The organism is Microbacterium sp. 67-17 (genome assembly GCF_001898325.1).
Classification (GTDB): domain Bacteria; phylum Actinomycetota; class Actinomycetes; order Actinomycetales; family Microbacteriaceae; genus Microbacterium; species Microbacterium schleiferi.
In genome coordinates this window covers 263,744-276,133 of the sequence record NZ_MKTR01000002.1, presented here as the reverse complement: position 1 = coordinate 276,133, position 12,390 = coordinate 263,744, and the positions used below count along the sequence as shown (strand labels likewise).

Annotated in this window: 10 protein-coding genes; 5 read left to right on the top strand and 5 right to left on the bottom strand. The window is 68.2% G+C overall.

Annotated features, from left to right (window positions below):
- Nucleotides 1–957: a prephenate dehydratase gene (gene pheA / locus BGO47_RS01330; protein WP_292707636.1), complete on the bottom strand. Its 957-nt coding sequence runs from the start codon at nucleotides 955–957 to the stop codon at nucleotides 1–3.
- A gap of 94 nt (nucleotides 958–1,051) precedes the next feature.
- On the opposite strand from pheA, the gene pgm reads away from it, so the two are divergent.
- Complete coding sequence (gene pgm / locus BGO47_RS01325) at nucleotides 1,052–2,692, top strand: phosphoglucomutase (alpha-D-glucose-1,6-bisphosphate-dependent) (protein WP_292707633.1); 1,641 nt, start codon at nucleotides 1,052–1,054, stop codon at nucleotides 2,690–2,692.
- On the opposite strand, the gene BGO47_RS01320 is transcribed toward pgm, so the two are convergent.
- Complete coding sequence (locus BGO47_RS01320; protein ID WP_292707631.1) at nucleotides 2,689–3,714, bottom strand: FUSC family protein; 1,026 nt, start codon at nucleotides 3,712–3,714, stop codon at nucleotides 2,689–2,691. The genes pgm and BGO47_RS01320 overlap by 4 nt on opposite strands.
- Nucleotides 3,715–3,796: 82 nt before the next feature.
- Between BGO47_RS01320 and BGO47_RS01315 the strand changes: the two genes are divergently transcribed.
- Nucleotides 3,797–3,982, top strand: a complete 186-nt coding sequence (locus BGO47_RS01315; RefSeq protein WP_292707628.1) for a hypothetical protein — start codon at nucleotides 3,797–3,799, stop codon at nucleotides 3,980–3,982.
- Nucleotides 3,979–4,956, top strand: coding sequence for a UDP-glucose 4-epimerase GalE (galE, locus tag BGO47_RS01310; protein ID WP_292707625.1), 978 nt, complete (start codon nucleotides 3,979–3,981; stop codon nucleotides 4,954–4,956). Before BGO47_RS01315 ends, galE begins: the two co-directional genes overlap by 4 nt.
- Before the next feature lie 13 nt (nucleotides 4,957–4,969).
- Here galE and BGO47_RS01305 read toward each other — a convergent pair whose 3' ends face one another.
- A complete protein-coding gene (locus BGO47_RS01305; RefSeq protein WP_292707622.1) occupies nucleotides 4,970–5,977 on the bottom strand; it encodes a substrate-binding domain-containing protein in 1,008 nt (335 codons plus the stop codon).
- Between the two features lie 55 nt (nucleotides 5,978–6,032).
- Here BGO47_RS01305 and galT point away from each other — a divergent pair, with 55 nt between their 5' ends.
- A complete protein-coding gene (gene galT, locus BGO47_RS01300; RefSeq protein WP_292707830.1) occupies nucleotides 6,033–7,190 on the top strand; it encodes a galactose-1-phosphate uridylyltransferase in 1,158 nt (385 codons plus the stop codon).
- Entirely contained in the window at nucleotides 7,187–8,374 is a 1,188-nt protein-coding gene (galK, locus tag BGO47_RS01295; RefSeq protein WP_292707619.1) for a galactokinase, read from the top strand. Before galT ends, galK begins: the two co-directional genes overlap by 4 nt.
- A 262-nt stretch (nucleotides 8,375–8,636) precedes the next feature.
- On the opposite strand, the gene BGO47_RS01290 is transcribed toward galK, so the two are convergent.
- Nucleotides 8,637–10,919 carry a glycoside hydrolase family 3 C-terminal domain-containing protein gene (locus BGO47_RS01290; RefSeq protein WP_292707616.1) on the bottom strand — a complete coding sequence of 761 codons (2,283 nt, stop codon included), beginning with the start codon at nucleotides 10,917–10,919 and terminating at the stop codon, nucleotides 8,637–8,639.
- 75 nt (nucleotides 10,920–10,994) lie between these two features.
- Nucleotides 10,995–12,320 (bottom strand): MFS transporter, encoded by a 1,326-nt coding sequence (locus tag BGO47_RS01285; RefSeq protein ID WP_292707613.1) that lies wholly within the window; start codon nucleotides 12,318–12,320, stop codon nucleotides 10,995–10,997.
- Between the last annotated feature and the right edge of the window lie 70 nt (nucleotides 12,321–12,390).

Genomic DNA, 12,390 nt, shown 5'->3' with positions numbered 1-12,390 from the left:
TCAGCGGTCGGGTTCGCCCGAGAGCAGCCCGCGCAACCAGTCGCGGGCCTCGACGAACACGTCATCGGAGTACCGGTCGGGGTAACGGATGATCGCGTGGTCAGCGCGGGGGTAGGAGCCGAGGAAGATCACCTTGGGACTGAAACGTCGCAGTCCCAGGAGGGCATCGGCCATGCGCTCATCCATGATGTGCCCGTCGGCGTCGATGACGAATCGATAGCGACCCAGCGCATCTCCGATGGGCCGGGAGGCAAGCAGGCTCAGGTTGATCCCGCGCGTCGCAAACTGCTCGAGCATCTCCAGCAGCGCACCGGGGTGGTCATCGGGCAGCTCGGCGATCAGCGAGGTCTTGTCGGCGCCGGTCGGTTCGGGCGGCGCGACGGTCCGGCTGACCAGCACGAACCGCGTGACGGCCTCGGCATTGTCGCCGATACCCTCGGCAAGCAGCTCGACCTCGAGGTGTTCCAGGATGCCGGGAGCGGCGATTGCGGCATCCGCATCCGACGTACCGTCGATCAGCCCGACAGCGCTGGCGACGTTCGACGCTGCCGGGATGTGCGCATGGGCGGGCAGGGTAGCCGTGAGCCACCGCAGGCACTGGGCGTAGGCAACGGGATGCGCAGCCACAAGCGACACATCCTCAAGCCGCGTGCCGGGCCGCCCGACCAGCACGAACTCAACCGGAACGAGGTACTCGCCGACGATCCGCAGCCCGGGCATCGTCGCGAGGGCGTCTTGCGCCGTCGATACGCCGCCGTCAACCGAGTTCTCGATGGCGATCATCGCGGCATCCGACCGGCCCTCGACGACATCGGCGAGCGCCTCGCCGACGTTTCGGACCGGGCGCCAGATCTGGCCCCGAGCTTCTGGCACCTGAGCCAGGGCTGCTTCGGTGAAGGTCCCCGCGGGTCCGAGGTAACTGTAGGTCCGGCGGGTAGCTTCGGGCTCGTCGCTCACGGCAACCCAGCCTAGACCTGCGGCTCTGCTGCGCGCTGGCCGCCCCCACACCTGGGGGCATTGCGTGCGCCCGCACGGATGACAGACTGTGTTCATGAGCCGCGCAGGTCTGCCAGCCGAAGAATCCGACCTCATCGACATCGACGAACTGATCGCCGCCTACTACGAACGCGTCCCCGACCCTGCCGTACCCGAGCAGCGGGTCGCGTTCGGCACCAGCGGCCACCGCGGTTCATCGCTGTCGACGAGCTTCAACGAGGTCCACATCCTGGCCACGACGCAGGCGATCGTGGACTACCGGACGGCGAACGGCATCGCCGGGCCCCTGTTCCTGGGCCGCGACACGCACGGCCTGTCCCGCCCCGCCGAGCGCAGTGCCATCGAGGTACTGGTGGCCAACGGCGTCGGCGTGCGCGTGGACTCGCGCGACTCCTGGGTGCCGACCCCGGCGCTCAGCCACGCGATCCTCACCTACAACCGCGGCAAGGCCACCGACGACCCGACGCGCGCCGACGGCATCGTCGTGACCCCGTCCCACAACCCGCCCCGCGACGGCGGGTTCAAGTACAACCCGCCGCACGGCGGTCCCGCCGACACAGACGCGACGGGGTGGATCGCGAACCGCGCCAACGAGCTCATCGCCGCGGGGCTCGAGGGCGTGAAGCGGGTGCGCTTTGCCGACATGGACGGCGAGCGCATCGGCTCCTACGACTTCCGCGACGTCTACGTGCGAGACCTCGAGAACATCATCGATGTCAGCGCGATCGCCCGCGCTGGCGTGCGGATCGGGGCGGACCCGCTGGGCGGAGCGTCAGTCGAGTACTGGGCGCTGATCGCCGAGGTCTACGGCCTGGACCTCACCGTCGTGAACCCCGATGTCGACCCGACGTGGCGTTTCATGACGCTGGACTGGGACGAGAAGATCCGCATGGATCCGTCCTCCCCGTCCGCCATGGCCTCGCTGGTGGCGAAGCGCCACGAGTTCGACATCCTCACCGGCAACGACGCCGACGCCGACAGGCACGGCGTCGTGACCCCGGATGCCGGACTCATGAACCCCAACCACTACCTTGCCGTCGCGATCGACTATCTTTTCTCGCACCGTGACGGCTGGCCCGGAGATGCCGCAGTCGGCAAGACCCTCGTTTCGTCAATGATCATCGACCGTGTCGTCGCCGCCTTGGGCCGCGACCTCTACGAAGTGCCGGTCGGGTTCAAGTGGTTCGTGCCGGGCCTGCTCGACGGATCGGTCGCGTTCGGCGGTGAAGAGTCAGCTGGTGCGTCGTTCCTGCGGAAGGACGGGTCGGTGTGGACCACCGATAAGGACGGCATCCTGCTGTGCCTGCTCGCAGCCGAGATCCTCGCCGTCACCGGCAAGACCCCGTCGCAGCGGTACGCCGAGCTCGAGGCACAGTTCGGTTCCTCCGCCTACCAGCGGGTTGATGCGCCGGCCACTCCCGCCCAGAAGGCGACGCTCGCGAAGCTCTCCCCCGAGTCGGTGACCGCTACCGAGCTCGCCGGCGAACCGATCACCGCGAAACTCTCGCACGCGCCCGGCAACGGAGCTGCGATCGGCGGCCTCAAGGTGCAGACCGAGAGCGCGTGGTTTGCTGCGCGCCCCTCAGGCACGGAAGACGTCTACAAGCTCTACGCCGAGTCGCTCAAGGGCGAAGAGCACCTGCGCGAGGTGCAGGAGCAGGCGCGCGCCGTCGTGTCTGCGGCCCTCGGTTCCTAGGCCGCCCTGCGGAACGCCCGAAGCGGCACGAAGCTGACGGCCACCGCCAGCGCTGACCCGACGATCGTGTCGACAACGCGCTCGCCGGCGATCGCCACCGAGCCGAACTCTCCCGCTGCCGCCCCCGTCAAGACCAGCACCAGGGGCGTGATCAGCACGAGCGCGAGCGCGTAGTTCCGCGCGACGACAAGCTCGATTCCGAACTGCAGCACCGCCAGCAGCACCGCGATCCCCAGCGGCTGCCACGGGAAGAGGACGAGCAGCAGATAGAGGCCGGCGCCGAGGACGGTTCCGATCATGCGATGGATGCCGCGACCGACGATCGCCGTGCGAGCCGCCGAGATCCCGACGACAGTGACCCCGGCGGCGACGATCCAGTATGCCCGGACCGGATCGACGAGCAGGCCAGCGGCAGAACCCACCAGCGCCACGATGACCGTTCGCTCGAACAGCAGCCGCGCCGTGTCATCCCATCCTGAGCGGGGAAGGACCTCCCGCAGCTGACGGGTCGGTGCATCAGGTCGCCGTTCGAAGACCGGCAGGATCGCGATGACATACGTCAGCACGCTTCCGATGGCGAGCGCGCCGAGCGACTGCAGAGCGACGATCTCGGTCGAGATCGCCCGGATGTGGGCGAACATGCCGTAGACCAGGACGAAGAACATGACTCCGGGTGGTCCGACCGAAAAGCCGTAGACGAGGGCGGCCGCGAGGATCGCGACGCCCGCAAGGGCGATCACCGTGAGCGGACGCGACCACCCCACGCCGACCCCGAGGGCTGCCGCCACCACGAGACCGGCGGCGATGAAGGGCACCGCCTTGGCGCGCTCTCGCGCCGGGAGCGCACCGCCGTACAAGGCGGCGAACGAGCCTACCGCGGCACTGTATCCGAGGTGCGGCACGCCCAGCATCGCCGCAATGGCGATGGGGAGGCCGAGGGCCAGGGCAGCTCGCAGCGCTCGAGGAAGCGCCGGGACGGTCAGCGGGTCGAGGCGAAAGAGGCTCGCCCAGAGGTCCCGCATGCCCACATCGTAGGGGCTGGGTGGACCCGCCGCAGAACGAGCCCACCCAGCCGACTCACTCTCGCTTCGTCGTGACCAGTCGTTGCAGCAGCACAAAGATGAGGAGCACCCGCTCTACGTGCCGGGGCCTGCGACCCGCGCGGGCAGCAACGAACTGGTGATCCTCACGCTGGATGCTGCCGACACCGCGACAGCGCGGTTCACCGACCACCTCACTCCTCGGCCCCGCCGAGGAGTGAGAGCGAACCTGACAGGATGGGAAGCATGAGCTGGCTTGTCACCGGCGGTGCCGGATACATCGGTGCCCACGTCGTCCGCGCCCTATCGGCCGCGGGCCTGTCGCCCGTCGTGATCGACGACCTCTCCAGTGGACATGCCGGTTTCGTGCCGGAGGGAGTGCCCTTCGTGCGCGGCTCCATCCTGGACCGTGAGCTGGTCGAGCAGACGCTGCGCGAGCACGACATCGAGGGCGTCATCCACGTCGCCGGCTACAAGTACGCGGGAGTCTCGGTCACCCGCCCGCTGCACACCTACCACCAGAACGTCGAGGGCACCCGCGTGGTGCTCGAGGCGATGGCTGCGGCAGGGGTGACCAAGATCGTGTTCTCGTCCAGCGCCGCGGTGTACGGCACCCCGGATGTGCCGCTCGTGGTCGAGGACCTGCCCAAGCGCCCAGCCTCCCCGTACGGCGAGTCCAAGCTCATCGGCGAATGGCTCATCGCCGATCAAGCCCGAGCCACCGCCGACACCGATGCTCCGCTGCGCCACACGTCGCTCCGCTACTTCAACGTCGTGGGCTCGGCAGACCCGACCGTGTACGACACGAGCCCCCACAACCTCTTCCCGATCGTGTTCGAGAAGCTCATCGCCGGCGAGACTCCGCGCATCAACGGCGATGACTACGACACCGCGGACGGCACGAACGTACGCGACTACGTGCACGTCGGCGATATCGCCGCCGCCCACGTCGCCGCAGCCCAGCGCCTGATCGCGGGTGAGCCGATCGAGGCCGCCTACAACCTCGGTTCCCAGAACGGTCTGTCGGTGCGAGAGATCATGGATGCCATGGCTCGGGTGACCGGGATCGCCTTCACCCCCGAGGTCGGACCCCGCCGCCCCGGCGATCCCGACCGGATCGTCGCGACCGGCGAGCTGGCCGCCCGCGACCTCGACTGGCAGATGCGTTACTCGATCGACGAGATGGTGCGCACGGGCTGGGAAGCCCGCCAGAACGCCCTCTGAGCGCCGACGCGCGTCAGGCAGGCTGCACGAAGGGCGCAGCGCTGCTGCCGCGCACGACCAACGGGGCCTCGATCACCGCGCGGGACCCGGCTTCTGCGCCGTCGAGCACCGCAGCCACCGCACGCTGACCGAGCAGATCGAATCGCTGACGCACCGTGGTGAGCGCGGGGGTGAAGTTCGCGGCATCCGCGACATCGTCGAACCCGACGACACTCAGCTGTTCGGGTACGAGGATGCCGAGTTCGGAAGCCGCTCGCAGGACGCCGAGCGCCATCTGATCGTTCGCGACGACAACCGCTGTCACGGGATCGCTGGCGTCGAGGTTTGCAAGAAGCTCCAGACCCGCCCGGTAGCCGGATGCCGAGTCCCACGCGCCGCGCAACAGAGCGCCCGGCTTCAGACCCGCAGCCACGAGCGTCTCACGCCACCCGCGCTCACGTTCGGCGGCGGCGTACGACGACTCTGGGCCGGCAATGTGGGCGATGACACGGTGCCCGAGTTCGCGAAGGTGCGCCGTCGCGGCTGCCGAACCTGCAGCGTGGGCGGTTTCCACGCCCGCGTACCGATCGTCGGGTGGTGAATCGACCACGGCCAGACGCAGGTCGGTGGGCAGCTCGCTCTCACGAAGAAGCGCTGACGCCTCGTTGACGACGATCGCCCCATCCACGCCCTGATCACGGAGCCGCTCGAAGGCCTCGGCCGGGCCGCCCTCGCCGATACGCGCGACGGCGACGGCATAACCGCGCGCGGATGCCTCGTCGACGACGGCCTCAAGCAGCATGGAGTTCCCGACTGTGGCGAGGGTCGATACGACGGCCCCGACGACTCCGGTGCGGCCGGTGCGCAGCGCCCGGGCTGCCCGGTGGACTCGATAGCCGGCCTGGGCCATCGCCGCCTCGACACGCGCACGCGTCGCGGGGTCGACGCGTGGGCTGCCGTTGGCAACCCGCGACACGGTCTGCGTCGACACGCCGGCCAGTTCTGCGACATCGGCCATGGATGCGCGTCGATGCTGGGTCATTGGGCCCTCCGATGTTGACGATATCACGGCCGAGCGTTAGCGTGTTATCGTGAACATGCTTCGGGAACCGATAACCCTCGGCGCCGGTGTCATCAGACGCGACACCACGCTGGCCGATGGGCGAGAGCTCTTCTACTACGACGATCCCGACACGACGCTCGGCGCTGAGCGCGGAATCGATCATCGAACGCTCGACCCGCGCCCCGCCACGGCGACGATGCGGCAGGACATCCTGACCGGCGACTGGATCTCCATTGCGGCAGCGCGGCAGAACCGCGCCTTCCTGCCCCCCGCCGAGCTCGACCCGCTGTCTCCGCAGACACCGACCAACCCCTCCGAGATCCCCTCACGCTACGACGTCGCGGTCTTCGAGAACCGCTCACCCTCCTTCGGTCCTGCCCTGTCCGAAGCCCATGGCGATGCGCCTGAGGCTGCGAACCCGCCCCGGGGTCTCGACGACCTCGAGGCGCTGGGCCTCGGCAGCGTGCGTACCTCGGTGGGACGCTGCGAGGTGGTTTGCTTCAGCCCCGAGCACACCGGATCCTTCGGAACCCAGTCGGTCACCCGCGCCCGCACCGTCATCGAAGCGTGGGCCGACCGCACCGCAGCCCTGTCCACCCTCCCGGGCGTCGAGCAGGTGTTTCCCTTCGAGAACCGCGGTGAGGCGATCGGGGTCACGCTCCCCCACCCGCACGGCCAGATTTACGCCTACCCGTACGTCACCCCGCGTACTCGTCGGCTGGTCGAGAACATCTCGCGCACCTCTCCCGACCTGATGCAGCGCGTGCTGGACTTCGAGCGAGAGAGCGGCCGCGTCATCCTCGCGGGTGAATACTGGACCGCCTACGTCCCGTTCGCCGCCCGCTGGCCGATCGAGATCCACCTCATGCCTCACCGCCACGTCCCCGACTTCGCCGAAACGACGGATGCCGAACGCGACGAACTCGCCTGCGTGTACCTGCGCCTGCTGCGCGGGGTCGACGCTCTCTACGAGACACCGACTCCCTATATCGCTGCCTGGCACCAGGCTCCGGTGAGCGTCGCTCGCGACACCGTGCGGATGCACCTCGAGATCACCTCCCCTCGACGAGCCGCCGACAAGCTCAAGTTCCTCGCCGGATCCGAAGCGGCGATGGGCGCCTGGATCGGCGACATCCCGCCCGAGGATGCCGCAGCGCGCCTCCGCGAGGCCGTCGAGGGGGTGGAGCTGTGAGCGCCGAAGACCCCCGAGCCGCCGCCCTCACTCTGCTCGGTCAGCTGACGGATGCCGAACCCGTCGGCGTCTGGTCTGCTCCCGGGCGTGTCAACCTCATCGGCGAGCACACCGACTACAACGACGGTTTCGTGTTGCCGTTTGCCATCGATGCACGCACCGCTGTCGCTGTCGCGCCGCGCACCGACGCTGTGCTGCGCGTTAGCTCGAGCTTCGAGGACAGCGAGGCATCCGTGCAGATCGCGGACCTCGACGCTCTGTTCGCGAGCCCCGCCCCGGCCTCGGTGCCCGAGTGGACGACCTACCCGCTCGGCGTCGCGTGGGCGCTGCTGCACGCGGCGCCCGACACGGCGCGGCCGCACGGGCTCGACCTTGCGATCGCGTCATCGGTGCCCGTCGGCGCGGGGCTCTCGTCATCCGCTGCCATCGAATGCGCCGTCGCCGTGGCCCTGAATGAGCTGTGGGGCGCCGAGCTCAGTGCGAAGGACCTCACGCGCGTCGGCCGTACCGCCGAGAACGAGGCGGTGGGAGCGCCCACGGGAATCATGGACCAGACCGCGTCAATGCTCGGCGAAGCCGATGCCGCGGTCTTTCTCGATTGCCGCACGCTCGCCACCGAGATCGTGCCCCTGGGTCTCGAACCCGCGGACCTGGAGGTCCTCGTGATCGACACCCTCGTGACCCATGCCCACTCCACGGGCGGGTACCGCGAGCGCCGGGCATCCTGCGAGCAGGGTGCTGCGGCTATGGATGTCGCGATGCTGCGCGATCTGGCCCCGGGCGACCTCGAGCGGGCGGCATCCGTCATGGACGAGGTGACCCTCCGCCGGGTGCGTCACGTCGTCACCGAGAACGCGCGCGTGCTCGAGACCGTGCGCGTCCTGCGCGAGAGCGGCCCGCGCGCCATCGGCGAACTCCTGCTGGCCTCGCACGCGTCGATGCGCGACGACTTCGAGATCTCGGTTCCCGAGCTGGACACGGCTGTCGAGGCGGCCATGTCGGGTGGCGCGATCGGCGCACGGATGACCGGCGGAGGCTTCGGCGGCGCAGCGATCGCGCTCGTCCCCCGCGACCGGCTTGACGCGGTGACGGATGCCGTGACCGCCGCGTTCTCGGCATCCGGGTTCCGCGCACCGCGCATCTTCACAGTGCAGCCCTCGGTCGGCGCCCACCGCGACCGCTGACGCGGGCCCCACCCCCCCTCGCCGAGGTAGGACAAATCCCCGGGGCAGGACGAATGGTTCACCAAACGTCCTACCCTCAGAATTTCGCCTACCTTCGCTAGGGCCCGGCGCATGCCCGCACCGGCATTCGCGCTACCGCGCCAGCATCCGCTCCCGCCCCCATCTCGCCGAGGTAGGACAAATCCCCGGGGCAGGACAAATGGTTCACCAAACGTCCTACCCCGGGGATATCGCCTACCTTCGTGAGGGCGGCCGCAGGCGCCTACTGCTGCGGGGCGTTCGCCATCGCGATCAGGCCGTCGATCATCTCGGGGCTGACCTGATCGCCGGCCATCATCGACATCCGGCCGATGGGGAACGACATCATCATCTTGTCCATCGACACGCCCTCGGGCATGACGGACTCGAGATCATCCATCGCCGCCATCATCTGCTGTATCGCCGCTTGCACCATCTGGCCGACGACCGGGTGTGCAATCACTTCGCCGAGCGACGACTCACGCGACAGCGGGACCGCCACCGGGTCTCCCTCGACGGTCACCGTCGCCGAGCTGCGGATGTCGCGGCTCGACGCCCCGACCTCCACGGCGTATTCCCCACCCTCGACAACCCAGCCATCGAGTCGGATGTCCCAGTAGGCGAGGTCCGCGCGGCGCACCGCGACCGCGACCTCCCGGGACTCACCGGCAGCGAGCGCAACCGATACGAAGCCCTTCAGCTCGCGCACCGGGCGCTGCACCGCCGACCCCGGCAGCGAGGTGTAGACCTGCACGATTTCGCGCCCGTCGCGCTGACCCGTGTTGGTCACGGTGACCGTCACCTCGAGATCTCCCGTTTCGGTGACGCGGGCCGCGGCATCCGTGTACGAGAACGTCGTGTACGACAGGCCGTGACCGAAGGGATACGCAACCTCGAGGTTCCGCGCGTCGTACCAGCGGTAGCCGACGAACAGACCCTCGCCGTAGCGGACGTGGCCGAACTCCCCTGGGAAATCCAAGTACGCCGGGGTGTCCGACAGCCGCAGCGGGATCGTCTCGGTGAGCTTGGCCGACGGGTTCACGTCACCGAACAGCACGTCGGCTGTCGCCCCACCGCCGGCCTGACCGAGGAGCCACCCCTCGAGGATCGCGGGAACCTCGTTCGTGAAGGGAAGGGCGACGACCCCACCGTTGGAGAGCACGACGACGACGTTCGGGTTCGCGGCAAGCACGGCATCGAACACCGCAAGCTGCTCGGCAGGCAGATCGATGTCGTCCCGGTCATACCCTTCGGACTCAAGGCGCGCCGGCAACCCGAGAAACAGCACGACGACCTCGGCGGCGGATGCCACGGCCACCGCCTCGTCGCGCAGGCGCACCTCCTCGGCCTCCTCGACCTCGGCAGCAAGCGAGAACCCGGGAGCGTAGGCGACGTCACCTGTCGCGAGCGCGCGGATCTGCTCGATCGCCGTGTCCAGGCGGGTCGGGTTGATCAGCGATGAGCCAGCCCCCTGGTAGCGCGGCTTCTCGGCGAACGCCCCGATGACGGCAAGGTTCGCGTCCTTGGCCAGAGGCAGGATGCCGCCCTCGTTCTTCAGGAGCACGATCGAGCGACCGGCAGCCTCGCGGGCGAGGGCGTGGTGTGCGTCGACATCGAGCGGTCCTGCCACTGTGCCCGCCCCGGCCCGGGCCTTACGGACGAGGTCGATGACGCGGCCCGCTGCGACATCGAGCGCTGATTCATCGAGCTCGCCGGAGCGGACCGCGGCGACGAGTTCGGCATCCGTGCGCCCGTTCGAGGAGGGCATTTCGAGGTCGAGCCCAGCGGGAAGACCCTTCACCCGCTCGTTGACCGCACCCCAGTCCGACACGACGAGGCCCTCGAAGCCCCACTCGTCGCGCAGCACGCGCGTGAGCAGCCACGGGTCCTCCGAGGCGTAGACGCCGTTGATCTTGTTGTACGAGCACATGACAGTCCACGGCTGGGCATCGCGCACGACCCGCTCGAACCCGCGCAGGTAGATCTCGCGCAGCGGACGCGGGTCGATGTCGGAGCTTGCCCGCATCCGATCGGTCTCTTGGTTGTTCGCGGCGAAGTGTTTGAGCGAGGTGCCCACTCCCTGCGACTGGACGCCCTTCACGAAGGCCGAGCCCAGCACCCCCGAGATCAGCGGGTCTTCGGAGAAGTACTCGAAGTTGCGACCGCACAGCGGCGAGCGCTTGATGTTGATGCCGGGCCCGAGCAGGACGGCGACATCCTCGATCGATGTCTCGGCGCCGAGGGCCTGACCGACCCGATCGACAAGCTCGACATCCCACGAGGAGCCGAGACCCACCGCCGGCGGGAAGCACGTCGCCGGCACCGACGAGCCGAGGCCGAGGTGGTCACCGGTTCCCCCCTGCTTGCGCAGGCCGTGGGGTCCGTCGGTCACCATGATCGAGGGAATCCCGACCCGCTCGACCGGCTTGGTGTGCCAGAAGTTCAGGCCGCTGGTCAGGGATGCCTTCTCTTCGAGGGTCAGATCGGCGACGGTCGCTTCAACGGCGGCAGTGTCGTTATCGGTCATGGGGGTTCCTTTCGCGGAGGGTCTGGGGATTCATCCGATGCGCGGCACAAGCGTGCGCGCCTCGACGGAAGAGGGTTAACGGACTGCCTTGATCGGCCAGACGGCAAGCGCGCCCAGGATACTGAGGGCAATGCCGATCGGGAACAGACCCGCGTAGCCGAAGGCGATCACGATGATGCCCGCGACACCGGGCGCCAGCGTCTGGGGCAGGGTCGCGGCGATGTTGACGACGCCGAGGTCCTTGGCGAAGGACTTGGCGGAGGGAAGCACCATGCTCATGAGCGCTTGATCGACCGCTTGGAACATGCCAAACCCGAAGCCTGAGATCGCCACGAAAATCACCCACGACTCGAAGGTGGGAGCGATCCACGGTACGAGCATCGCGAGCCCGACGACGGCGGACGAGAGGAAGACGAAGATTTTACGTCGCCCGAGTTTGTCGGAGAGCGGACCCGAAATGATCGTCGCCACGAGGATGCCCGCGAGACTGATCAGACCCAAGAGCGGGATGACACTCGCGGGCGACTCGACGCCGAGGTAGTCGGTGAGGATGAACAACTGGTACCCGGTCACCGCGAAGTATCCCGTGTAGAGAAGGAGTCGGCCGGTGAACGCCCAGAAGAAGTCGGGGTAGGCGATCGGGTTGACCCAGAACGTCTTCAAGAAGTCGACGAACGAGAATGGCTCGCGCGGCAGATCGGCGCTGGAGCGGTCAGGGTTGAAAACGATGAACAGCGTGATTGCGATGACGACGAAAACAGCGAAGAAGAGGTAGCCGGCAGTGAGCGAGTCAAAGAACAGCGCCCCGATGATCTGACCGGCCAGCGCCCCACCCATGAGCCCGATGCCCGTCAGGGTCGCGAAAGTCCCGCGACGCCGCACCGGCACACGGTCGGGCATGATCGCGGTGAGTGGCCCCTGCGCGAAATTGAACAGGATCTGCACGAGGCTCCACGCGATCACGATTCCGAGGAGCGAGTTGGCGAAGGCGAGGCCGACGAGCGCAAGCGCGCCCGCGAGCGCGCCGAGGAGCATCCACGGCGCGCGACGACCGAAGCGTGAGCGGGTGTGGTCAGAGATCTGCCCGGCGATCGGCTGCGCGACCATCGCGAGAAACGCACCGATCGTCGAGACGATCGCGAGGTTTGCGACCTTGTTGTCCGCGTCGAGCAGAGTGAGCTGCTGCGGCAACAGGATGCCGGGAATTGCACCCCAGAGCATGAAGATGCCGAGGTTGGCGGGGATGATCCACCACATCAGGCGGCGCAGGCCCTTGACCGGCGGCGGCGGGTCATCGGTACCGGATGCCGACACCATGAACGTGTTCTCGGTCATGGGCGCGGATGCTGCGACGAGCGCAGGATCGGCGGGGCTCAGCGGGGAATCAGACGGCGATGTCATGGCACAGACCCTTCGGGCGAGGACGGAGTCCGACGATGGACCCGACGAAAACCATATGACACTAGGTTTT

Bases quoted from the DNA above. Each gene is read 5' to 3' on its own strand.
- pgm (WP_292707633.1), top strand. From the start codon at position 1,052: ATGAGCCGCGCAGGTCTGCCAGCCGAAGAATCCGACCTCATCGACATC.
- BGO47_RS01320 (WP_292707631.1), bottom strand. From the start codon at position 3,714: ATGCGGGACCTCTGGGCGAGCCTCTTTCGCCTCGACCCGCTGACCGTC.
- galE (WP_292707625.1), top strand. From the start codon at position 3,979: ATGAGCTGGCTTGTCACCGGCGGTGCCGGATACATCGGTGCCCACGTC.
- BGO47_RS01305 (WP_292707622.1), bottom strand. From the start codon at position 5,977: ATGACCCAGCATCGACGCGCATCCATGGCCGATGTCGCAGAACTGGCC.
- galT (WP_292707830.1), top strand. From the start codon at position 6,033: ATGCTTCGGGAACCGATAACCCTCGGCGCCGGTGTCATCAGACGCGAC.
- BGO47_RS01290 (WP_292707616.1), bottom strand. From the start codon at position 10,919: ATGACCGATAACGACACTGCCGCCGTTGAAGCGACCGTCGCCGATCTG.
- BGO47_RS01285 (WP_292707613.1), bottom strand. From the start codon at position 12,320: ATGACATCGCCGTCTGATTCCCCGCTGAGCCCCGCCGATCCTGCGCTC.